2 protein-coding genes are annotated in these 23,280 nt (G+C 71.8%); both read left to right on the forward strand.

Features of this window, described 5'->3' with window-relative positions:
* On the forward strand, positions 1–8,493 hold the full coding sequence (locus OV427_RS07260; protein WP_267855377.1) for a non-ribosomal peptide synthetase: 8,493 nt from the start codon (positions 1–3) through the stop codon (positions 8,491–8,493).
* Positions 8,379–23,093 (forward strand): non-ribosomal peptide synthetase, encoded by a 14,715-nt coding sequence (locus tag OV427_RS07265; RefSeq protein WP_267863384.1) that lies wholly within the window; start codon positions 8,379–8,381, stop codon positions 23,091–23,093. The genes OV427_RS07260 and OV427_RS07265 overlap by 115 nt, the downstream gene beginning before the upstream one ends.
* Positions 23,094–23,280 lie beyond the last annotated feature (187 nt).

A 23,280-nucleotide genomic window follows, 5' to 3' on the forward strand; every position in this document is an offset into this window, starting at 1 on the left:
ATGGCGCTCACCCCTGAGCAAAAGCGCGCACGGCTCGCCGAGCTGCTGCGCGACAAGGCCCGTCACTCCCGACGGGCGCCGGTGTCCTTCTCGCAGGAGCGCATGTGGCTCCAAGAGCGGCTGGAGCCGGGAAGCGCCGCCCTCAACATCCCCACCGCCGTGCGCCTGTCCGGCGAGCTGGATGTGGACGCCCTCCGCAACGCCCTCCAGGAACTGGTGCACCGCCACGAGGCGCTGCGCACCACCTTCGTCGAACAGCAGGGCCGGGTGCTCCAGCAGATCGTCCCCTCGCTGGACGTCGGGCTGCCCGTCGTCGCCGTCCATGACGGCCGGGAAGCGGAGGCGTGGCGCCGGCTGCACGCGGACGCGAGGCAGCCCTTCGATTTGGAGCAGGGCCCGCTGCTGCGCGCCGTGCTGTACCGCTGGGACACGCGCGAGCACCTGCTGCTGCTCAACCTGCACCACATCGTCTCCGACGGGTGGACGATGGGCGTGCTGGTGAAGGAGCTGGGCGCGCTCTACCCCGCGCTCGCGTCGGGCCAGCCGGCGTCGCTGCCGCCGCTGCCGTTGCAGTACGCGGACTTCGCCTCCTGGCAGCGGGACTGGCTGCGGGGCGAGACGCTGGACACGCAGCTCGGCTACTGGCGGCAGCAGCTGGACCCGAGCGCCGTGCTGGAGCTGCCCACGGACAGGCCGCGCACCGCGGACACCAGCACGCGAGGCGCACGGCAGACCCGGCTGCTGCCGCCGGAGCTGCTCGAGTCGCTCCAGGCGCTCGCGCTGCGCGAGGGCCGCACCCTCTTCACGCTGCTCCTGTCGGCCTGGCAGGTGCTGCTGTCGCGCTACAGCGGGCAGGACGACGTGGTGGTGGGCTCGCCCGTGGCCGGCCGCAACCGCGCGGAGCTGGAGGGACTGGTCGGCCTGTTCGTCAACACCGTGGCCCTGCGCGCGGACCTGTCCGGCGACCCGTCCTTCCTGGAGCTGATGGGCCGTGTCCACGAGAAGGTGCTGGGCGCCTTCGCGCACCAGGACCTGCCCTTCGAGAAGGTGGTGGAGGCGCTGAAGCCGGGGCGGCAGCTCGGTGTCTCGCCCCTCTTCCAGGTGCTGTTCGCCCTGCAGAACGCCCCCCTGGCCCCGCTGCACGTGCCCGGCCTGTCGATGGAGACCCACCCGGTGGACAGCGGCGCGGCCCAGGTGGACCTGACGCTGCTGGCCACCGAGCTGCCGCAGGGCCTGCGCACCGCCGTCGTCTACCGCACGGACCTCTTCGACGACGCGACGGTGACGCGGCTGCTGGCGCACTTCCACACGCTGCTGGAAGGCCTCGCCGCCCACCCGGAGCGCCGCCTGTCCGCGCTGCCCATGCTCTCCGGCGCCGAGCGCCAGCAGGTGCTGGTGGACTGGAACGTCACCACCGCCGGGTACCCGCGCGCCTCCACCCTGCCCGAGGTCTTCGCACGGGTGGTGGCCCGCTTCCCCGACAAGGTGGCGGTGGAGTCCGGTGAAGCGCGGCTCACCTACCGGGAGCTGGACGCGCGCGCCAATCAGCTCGCGTGGCATCTGCGCGAGCTGGGGGTGACGACCGACTCGCGCGTGGCCATCGCCGTGGAGCGCTCGCTGGAGCTGGTGGTGGCGCTGGTGGCCATCCTCAAGGCCGGCGCGGCCTACGTGCCGTTGGACCCGTCGTACCCGCGCGAGCGCCTGGTGGCCATGATGGAGGACGCCCGCCCGGGCGTGCTCGTCACCACCCGTGCACAGGTGGAGCGCCTCCCCGCCGAGGGCCTGTCCACCGTGGTGCTGGAGGACGTGTCGATCTCCTCGCGGCCGGCCACGCACCCGCCTCCGGCCGCGCTGCCGGACAGCCTCGCGTACATCGACTTCACCTCCGGCTCCACGGGCCGTCCCAAGGGCGTGGGCACGCCGCACGTGGCCGTGCTGCGCACGGTGTTCGGCGTCGACTTCGCCCGCTTCGGGCCGGAGGAGACCTTCCTCCTCCTCGCCCCCATCTCGTTCGACGCGTCCACGCTGGAGCTGTGGGGCGCGCTGCTGCATGGCTCGCGACTGGTGGTGATGCCGCCCCAGGCGCCCTCGCTGGAGGAGCTGGGGCAGGTGCTCCAGCGCACCGGCGTGACGACGCTGTGGCTCACCGCGGGCCTCTTCACGCAGATGGTGGACGGACACCTGGAGGGCCTGCGCACGGTGAAGCAGTTGCTCACCGGCGGCGACGTCGTCTCCGCCCCGCATGCCCGCCGCGTGCTCGAGACGTTGCACATCCCTGTCACCAACGGCTACGGGCCCACGGAGAGCACCGTCTTCGCCACCACCTTCCGCATGACGGACGCGGCGCAGGCAGGCGCGTCGCTTCCCATCGGCAGGCCGCTGGGCAACACGCGCGTCTACGTGCTGGACGCGCACGGCCAGCCCCTGCCCGTGGGTGTCCCGGGAGAGCTGTTCATCGGAGGCGACGGCCTCGCCCGGGGCTACGTGGAGCAGCCCGCGCTCACCGCCGAGCGCTTCGTCCCCGACGCCTTCTCCGGCCTCCCCGGCGCGCGCCTGTACCGCACGGGCGACCGGGTCCGCTGGAGCGCGGACGGCACGCTGGAGTTCCTCGGCCGTCTGGACGCGCAGGTGAAGCTGCGCGGCTTCCGCATCGAGCTGCCCGAAATCGAGGCGGCGCTGCTGAGCCACGCGGACGTGCGCGAGGCCGTGGCCCTGGTGCGCGAGGACGTGCCCGGTGACAAGCGCCTCGTCGGCTACGTCGTGGCCCCCGAGCCGCTCGACGTCGCCGCCCTGCGCACACACCTCAAGCAACGGCTGCCGGACTACATGGTGCCCTCCGCCCTGGTGCGGCTGGACGCCTTCCCGCTGACGGCCAACGCCAAGGTGAACCGGAAGGCCCTGCCCGCGCCGGACGCGGCGGCGTCCGGCCAGGACAAGGTCTACGTCGCGCCGCGCACCCCCACCGAGGAAGGGCTCGCCGCGCTCTGGACGGAGGTGCTGCGGGTGCCGCGCGTGGGCGCGCACGACAACTTCTTCGAGCTGGGCGGCCACTCGCTGCTGGCCACGCAGGTGGCGTCCCGCATCCGCTCCACCTTCGGCGTGGAGCTGTCCCTGCGCACGCTGTTCGCCGAGCCCACCCTGGAGGCGCTCGCCGCGCGCATCGACTCCGTGCGGGGCTCCACGACGGGGAGCCAGGCTCCCGCCATCGTCCCGGTGCCACGCACCGGACCCCTGCCGCTGTCCTTCGCGCAGCAGCGCCTCTGGTTCATCGACCAGTTGGAGCCCGGCAGCGCCACCTACAACATGCCCACCTTCGTGCGGCTGGAGGGGGCGCTGGACGTGGCCGCGCTCCAGCACGGCCTCACGGAGCTGGTGGCGCGCCACGAGGCGCTGCGCACCGTCTTCCGTCAGGAAGAGGGCCAGCCGCTCCAGCTCATCCTCCCGAGCGTGGAGCTGCCGCTGAACGTGGTGGACCTGAGCGGCCTGACGCCAGACGCCGCCCGGGAAGCGCTGGAGCAGCAGCTCCGCGAGGACACGCTGCGGTCCTTCGACCTCGCCACGGGTCCGCTCATCCGCGCGGGCCTCTGGAGGCTGGGCGCCTCCGAGCACGTGCTCGCCCTCAACATGCACCACATCGTCTCGGACGGCTGGTCCATGGGCGTGCTGGTGCGTGAAGTCGCGGCGCTCTACGAGGCATCCCTCCAGGGCCGTCCCGCCCCGCTGCCGCCCCTGCCGCTCCAGTACGCGGACTACGCCGTCTGGCAGCGCCAGTGGCTGCGGGGGCCGGTGCTCGCCGAGCAGCTCGCGTGGTGGCGCCAGCAGCTCGCCGGAGCGCCCCATGCGCTGGAAATGCCCACGGACAAGCCGCGCCCGGCCGTGCCGGTCTACCGCGGCGCCCAGGTGTCCGTCGTCCTCCCGGCCGAGGTCTCCAGCCGGCTCAAGGCGCTGAGCCAGCAGGAGGGCGCCACGCCCTTCATGGTGCTGCTGGCCGCCTTCCAGGTGCTGCTGTCGCGCTACTCGCGGCAGGACGACGTCATGGTGGGCTCGCCCATCGCCGGCCGCCAGCGGGGTGAGCTGGAGGGCCTCATCGGCTTCTTCGTCAACACGCTGGTGATGCGCGCGAAGGTGGAGGGACGCGCCTCCTTCCGCGAGCTGCTCCGCCAGGTGAAGGAGATGTCGCTGGGCGCCTACGCCCACCAGGACGTCCCCTTCGAGCGGTTGGTGGAAGAGCTGCAGCCCGCGCGGGACTTGAGCCGCACGCCGCTGTTCCAGGCGCTCTTCGCCCTGCAGAACGCGCCCGCGTCCTCTCCCCGCATGGAGGGGCTGGCCCTGCACACGCTGGAGGTGGAGCTCTCCACCGCCAAGTTCGAGCTGGAGCTCATCCTCACCGAGACGGCGGACGGCTACCGGGGAACCCTGCGGTATGACACCGGCCTCTTCGAGGCCGCCACCGTCCGGCGCATGGCGGAGAACTTCCGCGCGCTGGTGACGGGCCTGGTCGCCCGGCCCGAGGCCCCGCTGACCTCCGTCTCGCTGCTCTCCAGCGGCGAGCGCCGGCAGGTACTGGTGGACTGGAACGCCACCACCGTCGCGTACCCGCGCGACTCCACGCTGCCGGAGGTCTTCGCCTCCGTGGTGGCCCGCTTCCCCGACAAGGTCGCCGTCGAGTTCGAGGGAGCGAAGCTGACCTACCGCGAGCTCGACGCGCGCGCCAACCAGCTCGCGCACCACCTGCGCGGCCTGGGCGTGTCCACCGACTCGCGCGTGGCCACGTGCGTCGAGCGCTCGCTGGAGCTGATGGTGACGCTGGTCGCCGTCCTCAAGGCCGGCGGCGCCTACGTGCCGCTGGATTCGGCGTACCCGCGCGAGCGCCTGGCCGCCATGGTGGAGGATGCCCGCCCGCGCGTGCTCGTCACCACGCGGGCGCTGCTGCGGAAGCTGCCGCTGGAGGGCCTGACGCCGGTGGTGCTGGAGGACGCGCCGCTCTCCACGCAGCCCACCACCGCGCCATCTCCGGCCGCCCTGCCGGACAGCCTCGCGTACATCGACTTCACCTCCGGCAGCACCGGCCGTCCCAAGGGCGTCTCCATTCCACACCGCGGGGTGCTGCGCACCGTGTTCGGCGTGGACTACGCGCACCTCGGCCCGGACGAGACGCTGCTCCAGCTCGCCCCCATCTCCTTCGACGCCTCCACCTTCGAGGTCTGGGGCGCGCTGCTGCACGGTGCCCGCCTCGTCGTCTTCCCGCCGCACCCGCCCTCGGTGGAGGAACTGGGCCGGGTGGTGCGCGACGCACACGTCACCACGCTGTGGCTGACGGCCGGCCTGTTCACCCAGGTGGTGGAGTCCGGCCTGGAGGCGCTGCGCCCGCTGAAGCAGCTCCTGACGGGTGGAGACGTGGTGCCAGCGCCCCACGCGCGCCGCGTCCTGGAGGAGCTGGGCATCTCCGTCACCAACGGCTACGGCCCCACGGAGAGTACCGTCTTCGCCACCACCTTCCGGATGACGGACGCCTCGCAGCCGGGCACCTCGGTGCCCATCGGCGGGCCGCTGGCCAACACGTGCGTCTACGTGCTGGACGCGCACGGCCAGCCGGTGCCCGTGGGCGTCACCGGTGAGCTGTTCATCGGCGGTGACGGCCTCGCCCGGGGCTACGTGGAGCAGCCCGCGCTCACCGCCGAGCGCTTCGTCCCCGACGCCTTCAGCGGCGTGCCCGGCGCGCGCCTCTACCGCACCGGAGACCTGGTGCGCTGGCGGAGGGACGGCCTGCTCGACTTCGTGGGCCGCGCGGACGCGCAGGTGAAGGTGCGCGGCTACCGCATTGAACTGGCCGAAATCGAGACCGCCCTGCTGGCCTGGCCCGGCGTGGGCGAAGCGGTGGCCCTGGCGCGCGAGGACCGGCCCGGCGACAAGCGCCTGGTGGCCTACGTGGTGCCCGCGCCCGCGGACGGGGATGCGCCCCGGGCCCTGGACACCGCCGCGCTGCGCGCCTTCGTGGCGGGGCGGCTGCCGGACTACATGGTGCCGTCGGCGCTGGTGGTGCTGGACGCGCTGCCGCTGTCCGCCAACGGCAAGGTGGACCGCAAGGCCCTGCCCGCGCCGGACCTGATGGTGCTGTCCGCGGAGCACGTGTACGTCGCCCCGCGCACGCTCACCGAGGAGCTGCTCGCCGCCCTCTGGGCGCAGGTGCTGGGCGTCCCGCGCGTGGGCGCGGAGGACGACTTCTTCGCGCTGGGTGGCCACTCGCTGCTGGCCACGCAGGTGGTCTCCCGCATCCGCTCCACGTTCGGTGTGGCGCTGCCGCTGCGCGAGCTGTTCAAGGCGCCGGTCCTCTCCGCGCTGGCCCGGACGGTGGACGCGGCGCGCCTGGCGAGCCAGGGCCTGGAGGTTCCGGAGCTCGTCCCCGCGCCGCGCACGGGGGCGCTGCCGCTGTCCTTCGCGCAGCAGCGGCTGTGGTTCATCGACCAGCTCGATCCGGGCACGGTGACCTACAACATGCCCTTCGCGCTGCGCCTGGAGGGCGTGCCGGATGTGGCCGGCCTCCAGCAGTCCCTCTCCGAGGTGGTGCGGCGCCATGAGTCGCTGCGCACCACCTTCGCCTCGCGCGACGGCGAGCCCGTGCAGCTCATCCACGCCCCCGTCCCCCTGCCGCTCCCGGTGGTGGACCTGGGCGCCCTGCCCGCATCCGAGCGCCAGGCCGAGGCCCGGCGGCTGGCCGCCGAAGAGGCCCTGCGCCCCTTCGATTTGTCGAAGGGCCCGCTGCTGCGCACGGTGCTGCTGAGCCTGGGCGAGAAGGAGCACCTGCTGCTCCTGACGATGCACCACATCGTCTCGGATGGCTGGTCCATGGGCGTGCTGGTGCGCGAGCTGGGCTCGCTGTACGCGGCGCATGTCAACGGCACGGAGGCCAACGTGCCGCCGCCGCCCGTGCAGTACGCCGACTTCGCCGTGTGGCAGTTGGGCTGGCTGCGCGGGGAAGCGCTGGAGACGCGGCTGGACTACTGGAAGCAGCAGCTCGCGGGAGCGCCCGCGTTGCTGGAGCTGCCCACGGACAGGCCCCGTCCTTCTGTGCCGAAGTACCACGGCGCCCGGAAGCCCTTCGCCCTGGGCGCGCAGCTCTCCGAGGGCCTCAAGGCCCTCTCACGTCGCGAGGGCGTCACGCCCTTCATGACGCTGCTGGCGGCGTTCCAGGTGCTGCTGGCGCGCTACTCGGGCCAGGACGACATCGTGGTGGGCTCACCCATCGCGGGCCGCAACCGCGCGGAGACCGAGGGGCTCATCGGCTTCTTCGCCAACACGCTGGCCCTGCGCTCGCGCATCGACCCGCGCGCCTCCTTCGCCACCCTGCTGCATGGCGTGAAGGAGACCACGCTGGCGGCGTACGAGCACCAGGACGTCCCCTTCGAGAAGCTGGTGGAGGAGCTCAAGCCCGAGCGCAGCCTCAGCTATTCGCCCATCTTCCAGGTGATGTTCGCCCTGCGGAACATGCCCATGGGCCGGCTGGAGCTGCCGGGGCTGCACCTGCAATCCGTTCCCGAGGAGAACATCCACGCGCGGTTCGACCTGGACCTCTTCATGACGGACGGGCCCACGGGCTTCGTGGGCGCGCTCGACTACGACACCGGCCTGTTCGACGCCGCCACCGCCGCGCGTCTGGTGGAGCACTACCAGGTGCTGCTGGAGGGACTGCTGGCGCGCGCCGAGCAGCCCATCGAGTCCATTCCGCTGCTCACCCCCGAGGAGCGCCACCGGCTGCTGGTGGAGTTCAACGACACGCGCACCGTCCTCCAGCGCTCCATCGTCCCCCACCTCGTCTCCGCGCAGGTGGCCCGCACTCCCGACGCCACCGCTCTCGTCGTCGGCACCGAGCGCTTCACCTACTCGCAGCTCGATGCGCGGGCCAACCGCCTCGCCCATTACCTCCAGTCCCTCGGCGTCGGCCCCGAGGTGCGCGTCGCCGTCTGCATGGAGCGCACCGCCGACCTCGTCGTCTCCCTCCTCGCCGTCCTCAAGTCCGGCGGCGCCTACGTCCCCCTCGACCCGGCCTACCCTCGCGGCCGCCTCGACTACACCCTCTCCGACTCCGGCGCTCAGCTCCTGCTGTCCCACCAGCGCCTGCTCGCCTCGCTCCAGCTCGACACCCAGGGCCTGCGCACCGTCTGCCTGGATGCGCTGCCGGAAGGCTTCTCCCAGTGGCCCGCGTCCGCCCCGGCCTGCCATGCCGTGCCGGAGAATCTCTCCCACGTCATCTACACCTCGGGCTCGACAGGCAGGCCCAAGGGCGTGGCCATCACCCACGCCAGCTCCACCGCCTTCCTCGACTGGTCCCTGCGCACCTTCTCCGTGAGCAGCTCGCGGGCACCCTCGCCGCCACCTCCATCTGCTTCGACCTCTCCGTCTTCGAGCTCTTCGCGCCCCTCTCCTGCGGCGGCACCGTGCTGCTCGCCGCCAACGCGCTGGAGCTCGCCTCCCTGCCCGCCGCCTCCGAGGTGACGCTCGTCAACACCGTCCCCTCCGCCGTCGCCGAGTTGCTGCGGATGGGCGCCATTCCCCCCTCCGTCACCACCGTCAACCTCGCCGGCGAAGCCCTCCCCGGCACCCTCGTGCGCGGCCTCTACGCCACCGGCACCGTCCAGCACGTCTTCAACCTCTACGGCCCCACCGAGGACACCACCTACTCCACCTTCACCCGCGTCCCCGAGGGCCCGGGTGAGCCCACCATCGGCGTCCCCCTCCCCGAAACCTCCGGCTACATCCTCACCCCCAGCCTCCAGCTCCAGCCCATCGGCGTCCCCGGAGAGCTGTACTTGGCTGGCGCAGGCCTCGCCCGTGGCTACCTCGGCAGGCCCGACCTCTCCGCCGAGCGCTTCATGGCGGACCCCTTCAGCACCACTCCCGGCGCGCGCATGTACCGCACCGGTGACCTGGTGCGCTGGCGCGCCGACGGCCAGCTCGACTACCTGGGCCGCATCGACCACCAGGTGAAGGTGCGCGGCTTCCGCATCGAGCTGGGTGAAATCGAGTCCGGCCTGCGTCAGCACCCCACCGTGCGGGGCGCCGTCGTCATGGCGCGCCAGGACTCGCCCGGTGGCGACAAGCGCTTGGTGGCGTACGTCGTCCCAGCCGAGGGCGCGAAGATTGAAGTGGACGCGCTGCGCCGCCACCTGCGTCAGCACGTCCCCGAGTTCATGGTGCCCTCGGCCTTCGTCTCCCTGGACGCCTTCCCCCTCAACCCCAACGGCAAGGTCGACCGAAAGCTCCTTCCCGCTCCGGAGCAGGACACCGCGGGCAAGAACTACGTCGCGCCTCACAATCCCATCGAGGAGCGGCTGGCCGAGCTCTTCCAGCAGGTCCTGGGCCTGGAGCGCGTGGGAGTCACCGACAGCTTCTTCGAACTGGGTGGCCACTCACTGCTCGCCACGCAGCTCGTGTCCCGCGTGCGCACCGCGTTTGACGTGGAGCTGCCGCTGCGCGTCCTCTTCGAGGCGCCCACCGTGGCCAAACTCGCCGCGCGCATCGGGTCCGCCACGAACGGGCAGGGCTCCGAGGCCCCCTCGCTGGTGCCGGTACCTCGGACCGGCGGGATGCCGCTGTCCTTCGCACAGCAGCGGTTGTGGTTCATCGACCAGCTCGAGCCCGGCAGCGCCACCTACAACATGCCCACCTTCGTGCGGTTGGAGGGGGAACTGGACGTGGCCGCGCTCCAGCGGGGCCTCGTGGAACTGGTACAGCGACACGAGGCGTTGCGCACCGTCTTCACCCAGCGGGAAGGCCAGCCGCTCCAGATCGTCCTTCCGCCCGCCACGCTGCCGCTGAACACGGTGGACCTGGGTGACCTGACGCCGGAAGCCGCCCGGGAAGCGCTGGAGCAACAGCTCCGCGAGGACGCACTGCGTCCCTTCAATCTCGCCGCCGGCCCGCTCATCCGCGCGGGGCTGTGGAAGCTGGGCGCCACCGAGCACGTGCTCGCGCTCAACCTGCACCACATCGTCTCGGACGGCTGGTCCATGGGCGTGCTGGTGCGTGAAGTCGCCGCACTCTACGAGGCGTTCTCCCAGGGCCGTCCCTCGCCGCTGCCGGCACTGCCGCTCCAGTACGCGGACTACGCCGTCTGGCAGCGCAAGTGGCTGCAGGGCGCGGTGCTCGAAGGGCAGCTCACGTGGTGGCGCCAGCACCTGGCGGGCCTCTCCACGCTGGAGCTGCCCACGGACAGGCCTCGCCCGCCCGTGCAGACCTATCGCGGCGCCGAGATTCCCGTGGCCCTCTCCCGACCGGTCGCCGAGTCGGTGAAGGCCCTGTGCCAGCAGGAAGGCGTCACGCCCTTCATGGTCCTGCTGGCCGCCTTCCAGGTGCTGATGTCGCGCTACTCGGGGCAGGACGACGTCACCGTCGGCTCGCCCATCGCCGGCCGCCAGCGCGGTGAGCTCGAAGGCCTCATCGGCTTCTTCGTCAACACCCTGGCTCTGCGCGCGAAGCTGGACGGCAGGGCCTCGTTCCTCCACCTGCTGCGACAGGTGAAGGAGACGTCACTGGGCGCCTACGAGCACCAGGACGTCCCCTTCGAGCGCCTGGTGGAGGAGCTCCAGCCCACGCGGGACATGAGCCGCAGTCCCCTCTTCCAGGTGTTCTTCGTCCTGCAGAACGCGCCCGTGGCCGAGGCGCGCGTCTCGGGACTGGCGCTGCGCCCGCAGGAAGTGGAGAGCGCCACGGCGAAGTTCGAGCTGTCACTGACGCTGGGAGAGTCGCCGGACGGCTTCCGGGGCACCCTGCTCTACAACTCGGACCTCTTCGAGCAGGGCACGGCCGCACGCATCGCGGAGCATTACCGGGTGCTGCTGGAGGGACTGCTGGCGCGCGCCGAGCAGCCCATCGAGTCCATTCCGCTGCTCACCCCCGAGGAGCGCCACCGGCTGCTGGTGGAGTTCAACGACACGCGCACCGTCCTCCAGCGCTCCATCGTCCCCCACCTCGTCTCCGCGCAGGTGGCCCGCACTCCCGACGCCACCGCTCTCGTCGTCGGCACCGAGCGCTTCACCTACTCGCAGCTCGATGCGCGGGCCAACCGCCTCGCCCATTACCTCCAGTCCCTCGGCGTCGGCCCCGAGGTGCGCGTCGCCGTCTGCATGGAGCGCACCGCCGACCTCGTCGTCTCCCTCCTCGCCGTCCTCAAGTCCGGCGGCGCCTACGTCCCCCTCGACCCGGCCTACCCTCGCGGCCGCCTCGACTACACCCTCTCCGACTCCGGCGCTCAGCTCCTGCTCTCCCACCAGAGCCTGCTCGCCTCGCTCCAGCTCGACACCCAGGGCCTGCGCACCGTCTGCCTCGACGCGCTGCCGGAGAGCTTCTCCCAGTGGCCCGCGTCCGCCCCCACCTGCCATGCCGTGCCAGAGAATCTCTCGCACGTCATCTACACCTCGGGCTCGACGGGCAGGCCCAAGGGCGTGGCCATCACCCACGCCAGCTCCACCGCCTTCCTCGACTGGTCCCTGCGCACCTTCTCCCGTGAGCAGCTCGCGGGCACCCTCGCCGCCACCTCCATCTGCTTCGACCTCTCCGTCTTCGAGCTCTTCGCGCCCCTCTCCTGCGGCGGCACCGTGCTGCTCGCCGCCAACGCGCTCGAGCTCGCCTCCCTGCCCGCCGCCTCCGAGGTGACGCTCGTCAACACCGTCCCCTCCGCCGTCGCCGAGCTGCTGCGGATGGGCGCCATTCCCCCCTCCGTCACCACCGTCAACCTCGCCGGCGAAGCCCTGCCCGGTACCCTCGTGCGCGGCCTCTACGCCACCGGCACCGTCCAGCACGTCTTCAACCTCTACGGCCCCACCGAGGACACCACCTACTCCACCTTCACCCGCGTCCCCGAGGGCCCGGGTGAGCCCACCATCGGCGTCCCCCTCCCCGAAACCTCCGGCTACATCCTCACCCCCAGCCTCCAGCTCCAGCCCATCGGCGTCCCCGGAGAGCTGTACCTGGCTGGCGCAGGCCTCGCCCGTGGCTACCTCGGCAGGCCCGACCTCTCCGCCGAGCGCTTCATGGCGGACCCCTTCAGCACCACTCCCGGCGCGCGCATGTACCGCACCGGTGACCTGGTGCGCTGGCGCGCCGACGGCCAGCTCGACTACCTGGGCCGCATCGACCACCAGGTGAAGGTGCGTGGCTTCCGCATCGAGCTGGGTGAAATCGAGTCCGGCCTGCGTCAGCACCCCACCGTGCAGGGCGCCGTCGTCATGGCGCGCCAGGACTCACCCAGTGGCGACAAGCGCCTCGTGGCTTACGTCGTCCCAGCCGAGGGCGCGAAGATTGAAGTGGACGCGCTGCGCCGCCACCTGCGTCAGCACGTCCCCGAGTTCATGGTGCCCTCGGCCTTCGTCTCCCTGGACGCCTTCCCCCTCAACCCCAACGGCAAGGTCGACCGAAAGCTCCTTCCCGCTCCGGAGTCGGCGTCCTCCACTTCCGACGAGGCCTACGTCGCTCCGCGCACGCCCACCGAGGAGCAGTTGGCCGGCCTCTTCGCCCAGGTGCTTCGCGTGCAGCGAGTGGGCGCCACCGACAACTTCTTCGCACTGGGTGGCCACTCGCTGCTCGCCACCCAGCTCATCTCCCGCATCCGCTCCACCCTCGGCGCGGAGCTGCCCCTGCGTGCGCTCTTCGATGCGCCCACGGTGGCCGCGCTCGCGGAGCGCGTCCTGGCCTCCCGGAACGCGCACGGCACGAAGGCGCCCACCCTCGCCGCCGTGGGCCGCGACGGAGAGTGGCCGCTGTCGTTCGCACAGCAGCGGCTCTGGCTCATCACGCAGCTCGACCCCGACAGTCCCGCCTATGCGCTCCCCGCCGTCCTGCGCATCCGCGGCGTGCTGGCGGTGCCCGCCCTGTCCCGGGCCTTCACCGCGCTCGTCGAGCGCCACGAGTCGCTGCGCACCGTCTTCACCTCGCGCGACGGCGAGCCGATGCAGCGCATCCTCATGGCCTCGGACTTCACGCTGCCCGTGGTGGACATGGGCGGAGTGCCGGCGGGAGAGCGGGAGGCCCGGGCCCGAAAGCTGATCGCCGAGGAGACGCTGCGCCCGTTCGACCTGTCACGCGGACCGTTGCTGCGCGCGCTGCTGTTCCGGCTGGACGCGCGGGAACACCTGCTGATGGTGTCGATGCACCACATCATCTCGGACCGCTGGTCTCTCGGCGTGCTGATTCGGGAGGTCGCCACGCTGTACGGCGCCTTCGGCTCCGGGCTCGAGCCCCAGTTGCCCCCGCTGCCCCTGCAGTACCCGGACTTCGCCCTCTGGCAGCGCAAGTGGCTGCAGGGCGAGGTACTGGAGAAGCAGCTCGGGTACTGGCGCGAGCAGCTCTCCGGCGCGCCTCCGGTGCTGGAACTGCCCACGGACAAGCCCCGTCCCCCACGCCAGACGTTCCGGGGCTCGTACGTGCCGGTCCGCGTGCCGAAGCCGCGGTTCGACGCGCTCCTGGAGCTGAGCCAGCGCGAGGGGGGCACCCCCTTCATGACGCTGCTCGCCGCGTGGCAGGTGCTGCTCGCGCGCTACTCCAGGCAGGACGACATCGTGGTGGGCTCGCCGATTGCCGGCCGCACCCGCGCGGAGACGGAGGGCCTCATCGGCTTCTTCGTCAATACGCTGGTGCTGCGCACGCGCATCCGGCCCCAGGCCACCTTCCGTGAGCTGCTTGCCCAGGTGCGCGCCACCACCCTGGGCGCCTATGAGTACCAGGACATCCCCTTCGAGAAGCTGGTGGAGGAGCTGCAGCCGCAGCGCAGCTTGAGCCACTCGCCCCTGTTCCAGGTGATGTTCGGCCTGCAGAACACGCCGGACGCACCCGTGGAGATTCCCGCTGGACCGGGAGGCTCCGCGCCGCTGGAGCTGCGCGCGCTGAACATGGACTTCGACTCGGCGAAGTTCGACCTGAGTCTGGACCTGGCCCAGACTCCCGAGGGGCTGACCGGCGTACTCGTCTACAACACGGACCTGTTCGAGCCATCCACCGTCACGCGCATGGTGGAGCACTTCCTGGTGCTGCTGGAGGGACTGCTGGCCCGGCCCGACCAGCCCGTCGACGCACTCTCCCTGCTCACCTCCGAGGAGCGCCACCAGCTCCTGGTGGACTTCCAGGGCAGGCCCGAGGCGTACCCGCGCGACGTCTGCCTGCACACCCTCATCGAAGCCCAGGTGCGCCGCACTCCCGACGCAGAGGCCGTGCGCTTCGAGGACCAGGCCCTCTCCTACGCCCAGCTCGACGCCCGCGCCGACCAGCTCGCCGCCTACCTGCGCTCCCTCGGCGTCGGCCCCGAGATGCTCGTCGGCGTCTGCCTCGAGCGCTCCCTCGACATGATGGTGGCCCTGCTCGCCATCCTGAAGTCTGGCGCCGCCTACGTCCCGCTGGACCCGGCCTACCCGCGCGAGCGGCTGGCCGGAATGCTGGAGGACGCCGCCGCCCCGGTGCTCCTCACCCACCGGCGCTTCGTGGACGTGCTGCCTCCCCACGCCTCCCGCACCGTCTGCCTCGATGAGGATTGGGCCTCCTCCATTCCTCCCGCGTCCAAGCTTCCCGCGCCTGCCTCCAGCCCCGACGCGCTCGCCTACGTCATCTTCACCTCCGGCTCCACCGGCAGGCCCAAGGGCGCCACCAACGCCCACACCGGCATCGTCAACCGCCTCCTCTGGATGCAGCAGGAGTACGGCCTCACGCCCGCGGACACCGTGCTTCAGAAGACGCCCTTCTCCTTCGACGTCTCCGTCTGGGAGTTCTTCTGGCCCCTCATGACGGGCGCACGCCTCGTCTTCGCGAAGCCCGGCGGCCACCAGGACCCGGCCTACCTCGCGAAGCTCATGGCCGACGAGCGCGTCACCACCGTCCACTTCGTCCCCTCCATGCTCCAGGCCTTCGTCGAGGAGCCCGGCCTGGAAGCCCTCACCCACCTGCGCCGCCTCATCTGCAGCGGCGAAGCCCTGCCCGCTGAGCTGGTGCGCCGCGCCCACCAGCGCCTGCCCTCCACCGAGGTGCACAACCTCTACGGCCCCACCGAGGCCGCCGTCGACGTCACCTATTACGCCTGCCCTCGCGACGAGCTGGCCCGGGGCGTGCCCATCGGCCGTCCCGTCGCCAACACGCAAATCCACATCCTCGACGGCAGGGGCCAGCCGGTGCCGGTGGGCGTCGCCGGTGAGCTCTTCATCGCCGGCATCCAGGTGGGCCGCGGCTACTGGCGCAGGCCGGAGCTGACGGCCGAGCGCTTCACTCCGGACCCCTTCAGCACCACCCCGGGCGCGCGCATGTACCGCACCGGCGACGTGGCCCGCTGGAGGCTGGACGGCACGGTGGAGTACCTGGGCCGCGCCGACTTCCAGGTGAAGGTGCGCGGCCTGCGCATCGAGCTGGGCGAAATCGAGTCCGCCCTGCGCCAGCAGCCGCAGGTGCACGACACGGTGGTGGTGGCACGCGAGGACGTGCCCGGTGACAAGCGACTGGTGGCCTACGTCGTGGCCCGCGAGGGAAGCACCGTGGACACGGCGGCGCTGCGCTCCGCCCTGCTCAAGACGCTGCCCGAGTTCATGGTGCCCACCGCCATGGTGGTGCTGCCCGTACTGCCGCTCAACCCCAGCGGCAAGGTGGACCGCAGGGCCCTTCCCGCACCGGATGTCCGCGCCGGCGTGGCCACGCCCTGGGTGGCTCCGCGCACTCCGTCCGAGCAGCTGATTGCGGGAATCATGAGCCAGCTCCTGCGCGTCGAGCGCGTGGGCGCGGACGACAGCTTCTTCGCCCTCGGGGGGCATTCGCTGCTCGCCACCCAGCTCGCCTCCCGCCTCCGCTCCGCCTTCTCCGTGGAGCTGCCCCTGCGCGCCCTCTTCGAGGAGCTCACGCCCGCGGGGATGGCCCGGCGCATCGAGGCCCTCCAGCAGCAGAAGCGGTCCGACGTCCCCGCCCTCGTCCCGGTGCCGCGCACGGGCCCGCTGCCGCTGTCCTTCGCGCAGCAGCGGCTGTGGTTCATCGACCAGTTGGAGCCCGGCAGCGCCAACTACAACATGCCCGCCTTCGTGCGGCTGGAAGGGACGCTGGACGTCGCCGCGCTCCAGCGGGTGCTCACCGAGCTGGTGCAGCGACATGAGGCGTTGCGCACCCTCTTCATCCAGCAGGAGGGCGAGCCGCTCCAGTTCATCCTCCCCTATGCCGAGCTGCCGCTGAACGTGGTGGACCTGAGCGGCCTGACGCCGGAGGCCGCCCGCGAAGCGCTGGAGCCGCAGCTCCTCGAGGACGCGCTGCGCCCCTTCAACCTCGCCACCGGCCCGCTCATCCGCGCGGGGCTGTGGAAGCTGGGCCCCACCGAGCATGTGCTCGCGCTCAACCTGCACCACATCGTCTCGGACGGCTGGTCCAACGGGGTGCTGGTGCGCGAGGTCGCCGCCCTCTACGAGGCGTTCCTGCACGGCCGTCCCTCACCGCTGCCGCCCCTGCCGCTGCAGTACGCGGACTACGCCGTCTGGCAGCGCTCGTGGATGCAGGGGGCCGTCCTGAAGGAGAACCTCGCGTGGTGGCGCCAGGGGCTCGAGGGTGCGCCCCGCGCGCTGGAGCTGCCCACGGACAAGCCACGCCCGGCGGTGCAGACCTTCCGAGGCGCGGAGGTGCCGGTCTTCCTCCCGGCGGACGTCTCCAGCCGGCTCAAGGCGTTGAGCCAGCAGGAGGGCGTCACGCCCTTCATGCTCCTGCTGGCCGTGTTCCAGGTGCTCCTCTCCCGCTACTCGGGACAGGACGACATCACCGTCGGCTCGCCCATCGCCGGCCGCCAGCGCGGTGAGCTCGAAGGCCTCATCGGCTTCTTCGTCAATACCCTGGCCCTGCGCGCGAAGCTGGACGGCAGGGCCTCGTTCCTCCACCTGCTGCGACAGGTGAAGGAGACCTCACTGGGCGCCTACGAGCACCAGGACGTCCCCTTCGAACGACTGGTGGAGGAGCTGCAGCCCACGCGGGACATGAGCCGCGGCCCCCTCTTCCAGGTGCTCTTCGTCCTGCAGAACGCGCCCGTGTCCGCGGCGCGCGTCTCGGGACTGGCGCTGCGCCCGCAAGAAGTGGAGAGCGTCACGGCGAAGTTCGAGCTCGAGCTGGGGCTGGGAGAGGCGCCGGACGGCTTCCGCGGCATGCTGCAATACAACACGGACCTCTTCGAGCAGGACACCATCCTGCGCATGGCGGAGCACCTGCGCACCCTGCTCCGCGCGGCCGTGGACCATCCGGAGCTCCCCCTCTCCGCGTTGCCGCTGATGGACGAGGCCGAGCAGCGCCGGGTGCTGGTGGAGTGGAACGCCACCGCCGCGGACTTCCCCGCCGACGCCTGCATCCACCACCTCTTCTCCGCCCAGGCCGCGCGCACGCCGGACGCGGTTGCCGTCCTCTCCGATGCGGGCTCGCTCACGTACGCGGAGCTCGACGCACGCTCCGGCCTGCTGGCCGCGCACCTGCGCCAGCTCGGCGTGCGCCCGGACACCCTCGTGGCGCTCTGCATGGAGCGCGCGCTGGACCGGTCAGTCGCCGTGCTCGGAGTGCTCAAGGCCGGCGGCGCCTACGTCCCGCTGGACCCGGCCTACCCGCGCGAGCGACTGGCCTTCATGCTCCAGGACACCGCGGCCCCGGTGCTGATCACCCAGCAGCACCTGCGCGGACTGATGCCCGAGGGCCCCGCCGCCGTGGTGTGCGTCGACTCCGATTGGGCCGTCATCTCGCGCGAGGGAGCGACCCCGGTGAGCGTCCCGGTGCCGCCGGAGAGCGCCGCCTACGCCATCTACACCTCGGGCAGCACCGGCACGCCCAAGGGCGTCGTCATCTCCCACCGCTCGCTCGCCAACCATGCCGGGTGGATGCGCACCACGTTCGACCTGGGCCCCGGAGAGCGGGCGCTCCAGCTCGCGTCGCTGAGCTTCGACACCTCCGTCGCGGAGCTCTTCTCCGCCATCCTCTCCGGAACCACGCTCGTGCTGGCGCCGCCGGACGCGCAGCGCGACCCGGGCATCCTGCTCGACTGCCTCGTACGCCACGGCATCACCGTGCTCCAGTTGGTGCCTTCGCTGCTGCGCGTGCTGCTGGACGAGCCCGGCCTGAGCACCGCCACGCGGCTGCGCTGCCTCATCTCGGGAGGAGAGGCGCTCCCCCCGGAGTTGCCGTCACGCGTGCGCAAGGCCCTGCCCCAGGTCCGCCTGACCAACAGCTACGGCCCCACCGAGTCCACCATCGACGCCACCGTCTGGAGCGTGGAGGGCGACGTATCCGGACCGGTGGTCCCCATTGGCCGGCCCATCGCGAACACCCGGGCCTACGTGCTGGACGCGCACCTGCGGCCCGTCCCCACGGGCGTGCCCGGTGAGCTGTACGTGGGCGGCGAGGGCCTGGCGCGCGGCTACCTGAACCGCCCGCACCTCACCGCCGAGCGCTTCATCCCGGACGCCTTCGGCACCGAGCCCGGCGCGCGCCTGTACCGCACCGGCGACAAGGTGCGGTGGAAGGCCGACGGCACGCTCGACTACCTGGGCCGCATCGACTTCCAGGTGAAGCTGCGCGGCCAGCGCATCGAGCTGGGCGAAATCGAGGCCGCCCTCAAGCAGCAGCCCGGCGTGCGCGACGCCACCGTGCTGGTGCGCGAGGACGTGCCCGGCAACCAGCGCCTCGTCGGCTACGTCGTCCCCGCCGCCGCGGGCCAGGTGCTGGACGCGGGCGCCCTGCGCGCCGCCCTCCAGAAGAGCCTGCCCGAGTACATGGTGCCCGCCTCCTTCGTCACCCTGGAGGCCCTGCCCCTCACTCCCAACGGCAAGCTGGACCGCAAGGCCCTGCCCGTCCCGGAGTCGGGCGCCACCTCCGAGGCCTTCCTGGCTCCGCGCACGCCTACCGAGAAGGTGCTCGCGGACCTCATGGCCGCGCTGCTGAAGGTGGAGCGCGTGGGTGTGAACGACAGCTTCTTCTCCCTGGGTGGCCACTCGCTGCTGGCCACACAGCTCGTCTCGCGCATCCGCGCCACCTTCCGCGTCGAGCTGCCGCTGCGCGCCGTGTTCGAGGCGCCCACCCTCTCCGGACTGTCGCAACAGATTGCCTCGCTCCAGCAGGTCAGCGCGCCGAAGCACGAGGCGCCTCCCCTGCTGCCCGTGCCGCGCACCCAGGCCATTCCGCTCTCCTTCGCGCAGCAGCGCCTGTGGTTCATCGACCAGCTGGAGTCCGGCAGCTCCGCCTACAACGTGCCCACCGCCGTGCGCATGTCCGGCACGCTGGACGTGCCCGCCCTGGAGCGCGCCCTCAATGCGCTCATCGAGCGTCACGAGTCGCTGCGCACCACCTTCGCCGCGCGGGACGGCGAGGCCGGGCAGCGCATCCACCCCGCCTCCGCGGCGACGCTGCCGGTGGTGGACCTGAGCACCCTGCCCGCCGAGGCCCGTGAAGCCGGCGCCCGGCGGCTGGCCGTCTCCGAGGCGGGAGAGCCGTTCGACCTCGTCCGGGGGCCCCTCTTCCGCTTCACCCTGGCGCGGCTCACGCCCGACGAGCACGTGCTGCTGCTGACGATGCACCACATCGTCTCCGACGGCTGGTCCATGGGCGTGCTCGTCCGCGAGCTGGCCGCCCTGTACCACTCGGCCGCGTCCGGAACGGCGCCCCGCCTCGCGCCCCTCCCCGTCCAGTACGCCGACTACACGGTGTGGCAGCGCGACTGGCTGCGCGGAGAGGTGCTCGACGCCTGGCTCGGCTACTGGAAGCAGCAGCTCGGCGGGGCGCCGCACGCCCTGGAGCTGCCCACCGACCGGCCGCGTCCCGCCGTGCAGACGTTCCACGGCGCGTCGCACCCCTTCACCCTGTCACCCGAGCTGTCCAGGCAGCTCGAGGCGCTCGGCCAGGAGCACCACGCCACCCTCTTCATGGTGCTGCTCGCCGCGTGGCAGACGCTGCTCTCCCGGTACTCGGGACAGGACGACGTCGTCGTCGGCTCGCCCATCGCCGGCCGCAACCGCGCGGAGACGGAAGGGCTCATCGGCTTCTTCGTCAACACGCTCGCCCTGCGCTCCCGGTTCTCCGGCGAGGACACCTTCGTGTCCCTCCTGGAGCGTGTGCGCGAGACGACGCTGGGCGCCTATGCCCACCAGGAGGTGCCATTCGAGAAGCTGGTGGAGGTGCTCCAGCCGGAGCGGAACCTGAGCCGCCCGCCGCTCTTCCAGGTGATGTTCGTCCTGCAGAACCTGCCGGACTCGGAGCTGCACCTGCCCGGCTTGAAGCTCTCCATGCTGGAAGCGGAGAACAGCACCGCCAAGTTCGAGCTGACGCTGGCGATGATGAACACCGCCCAGGGGCTGGCCGGCACGCTGGAGTACAACACCGACCTGTTCAACGCCTCCACCGCGGCGCGCCTCGTCGAGCACTTCCGCACGCTGCTGGGAGCCATCATCACCCGCCCGCGTCAGAGCCTCTCGGCGCTGCCGCTGATGAGTGGGACGGAACAGCGCAAGCTGCTGCGGGAGTGGAGCACCACCGCGTCCAGCTACCCGCGCGAGTCCACGCTGCCCGAGGTCTTCGCCGGCGTGGTAGCGCGCTTCCCGGACCACGTCGCCGTGGAGTTCGGCGACTCGCGCCTCACCTACCGCCAGCTCGACGAGCGCTCCAACCCGCTCGCGCACCACCTGCGCCGCCTCGGCGTGGGGGCCGACTCCCGCGTCGCCCTCGCCGTCGAGCGTTCGCTGGAGCTGATTGTCTCGTTGGTGGCCATCCTCAAGGCCGGCGGCGCCTACGTCCCCCTGGACCCGTCCTACCCGCGTGAGCGGCTGGCCGGCATGGTGGAGGACACCGCTCCCCAGGCCCTCGTCACCACGCGCGCGCTGCTGGCGCGCCTCCCCGTGGACGGGCTCGCCACCGTCGTGCTGGAGGACGCCGCGCTCGCTTCCGAGCCGACGCATGCGCCGTCACCGATGGCGCTGCCCAATTCGCTCGCCTACGTGGACTTCACCTCCGGCTCCACCGGCAGGCCCAAGGGCGTGGGCACCACCCATCGCAACGTGTTGCGCACGTTGCTGGACGTGGACTTCGCCCACTTCGGCCCCGAGGAGACACTGCTGCAACTGGCCCCCATCTCCTTCGACGCGTCCACGCTCGAAATCTGGGGTGCGCTGCTGCACGGCGCCCGCCTCGTCGTCATGCCACCCCAGACTCCCTCCCTGGAGGAGCTGGGCCAGGTGCTGCGCGACGCTCGCGTCACCACCCTCTGGCTGACGGCCGGCCTCTTCGCGCAGGTGGTGGAAGGCAACCTGGACGTGCTGCGCCCCGTGAAGCAGCTCCTCGCGGGTGGCGACGTCGTGCCGGCGTCCCATGCGCGCCGCGTGCTCGAAGAGCTGCGCATCCCCGTCACCAACGGCTATGGCCCCACGGAGACCACCGTCTTCGCCGCCTGCTTCCGCATGACGGACCCGGCCCAGGTGGACGCTTCCGTCCCCATCGGCCGACCCATCGGCAGCACACGGCTGTACGTGCTCGACGCGCAGGGCCGGCCCGTGCCCGAGGGAATCATCGGGGAGCTGTTCGTGGGCGGAGACGGCCTGGCCCGTGGCTACATCGGCCAGCCCGCGCTCACCGCGGAGCGCTTCATTCCCGACGCCTTCAGCAGCGTCCCCGGCGCGCGCCTCTACCGCACCGGAGATCTGGTGCGCTGGCTGGAGGACGGCACGCTCGACTTCATCGGCCGCGCCGATGCGCAGGTGAAGCTGCGCGGCTTCCGCATCGAGCTCGGTGAAGTGCGCGCCGTCCTCGCCAGCCACCCCGAGGTCCAGGAGGCCGTCGTCCTCGTCCGCGAGGACCGGCCCGGAGACAAGCGCCTCGTCGGCTACATCGCTGCCCCCGAGTCCCTCGACCTGGCCGCCCTGCGCGACCTCCTCAAGCAGCGGCTGCCCGAGTACATGGTGCCCTCCGCGCTGGTGCGGCTGGACGCCCTGCCCCTCACGCCCAACGGCAAGGTGAACCGCAAGGCCTTGCCCGTCCCGGACGCCTCCGCCACCACCGCGGGCCAGTACGTCGCTCCGCGCACGCCCGCCGAGGAACAGCTCGCGGCGCTCTGGGCCGACGTGCTCGGCCTGCCGCGCGTGGGCGCCAAGGACAACTTCTTCGACCTGGGCGGCCACTCCCTCCTGGCGGCGCGCATGGTGTCCCGCCTCCAGAAGGACGTCCGGACGCACGTGTCGCTGGCCACGCTCTTCCAGCACCCCACCGTCGCGGCCCTGGCCGCCGTCCTGGACGCGCGGCGGGACGACGGGGCGGCCGCATCCAACCTGGTGCGCCTCAAGCAGGGACAGGACGGGCGCCGGCCGCTGTTCCTCGTGCACGGCGGTGGCGGCGGCGTGGCTGCCTACGCCGACCTGGCCCGGTTCCTCCCCGCGGACCGGCCCCTCTACGCCTTCCGCGCGTCCGGACTGGACGGTGGGGCGCTGCCTCCCTCCTCCGTCGAAACCCTGGCCGCGCACTACCTCCCGCAGCTCCGCGCGGTACAGCCTCACGGCCCTTACCTGCTGGGAGGGTGGTCCTTCGGCGGCCTCGTCGCCCACGAAATGGCCCGCCTGCTCCAGGCGAAGGGAGAAGCGGTAGAGCTGCTGGTGATGCTCGACACGCCCGCGCCCGAAGCCCGGCCCGCGCCGGAGCCGGACCTACTGGGTGAGCTCGCCACCTTCGGCCAGCTCCTCAAGCTGCCCTGGCGCGCCCTCACGCTGGACGTGGCGAAGCTCAAGCAGCTCGAGGGCCGGGAGCGCCTGGCCTGGCTGCTGGAGCAGGTCCGGCGACTGCCCACGGGCGCGCCCGACCTGGACCTGGATGAGACGGAGCGCCTCTTCCACGTCTTTCAGCGGCTGTCCGCGGCCATGCGGCACCACCGCCCGGGCCGCTTCACCGGCCCCACCGTGCTCGTCACGGCCACCGAGGGACTCACCCCCTCGGTCACCTCGGGTTGGACGGCGTGGCTTACCCAGGAGCCCCGGGTGCTGCCGGTGCCGGGCGACCACTTCACGATGCTCCAGTCGCCCCACCTTTCCGCCGTGGCGGAACGGCTCGCGGAGCTGCTGCGGGCCCTGGAACGCGACGCAGCCTGATCGCTCACAGGGGCAGTAACAGGACCAACCTGAATTGACTGAAAGAGGGCGTGAGCGCGACAGCTCCGCCCCTCTGTCTCCGTCAGACGGGATTGGAGAAAGGCTCGCGTCCAGGGCTATTCTCGCAATCGCGTAGTTATTTCGTTTCACTGTCCCCCTGCTGGAGATTCTCGTGGTTTCGCGTTCA

This window comes from Pyxidicoccus sp. MSG2, from assembly GCF_026626705.1.
Taxonomy (GTDB): Bacteria; Myxococcota; Myxococcia; order Myxococcales; family Myxococcaceae; genus Myxococcus.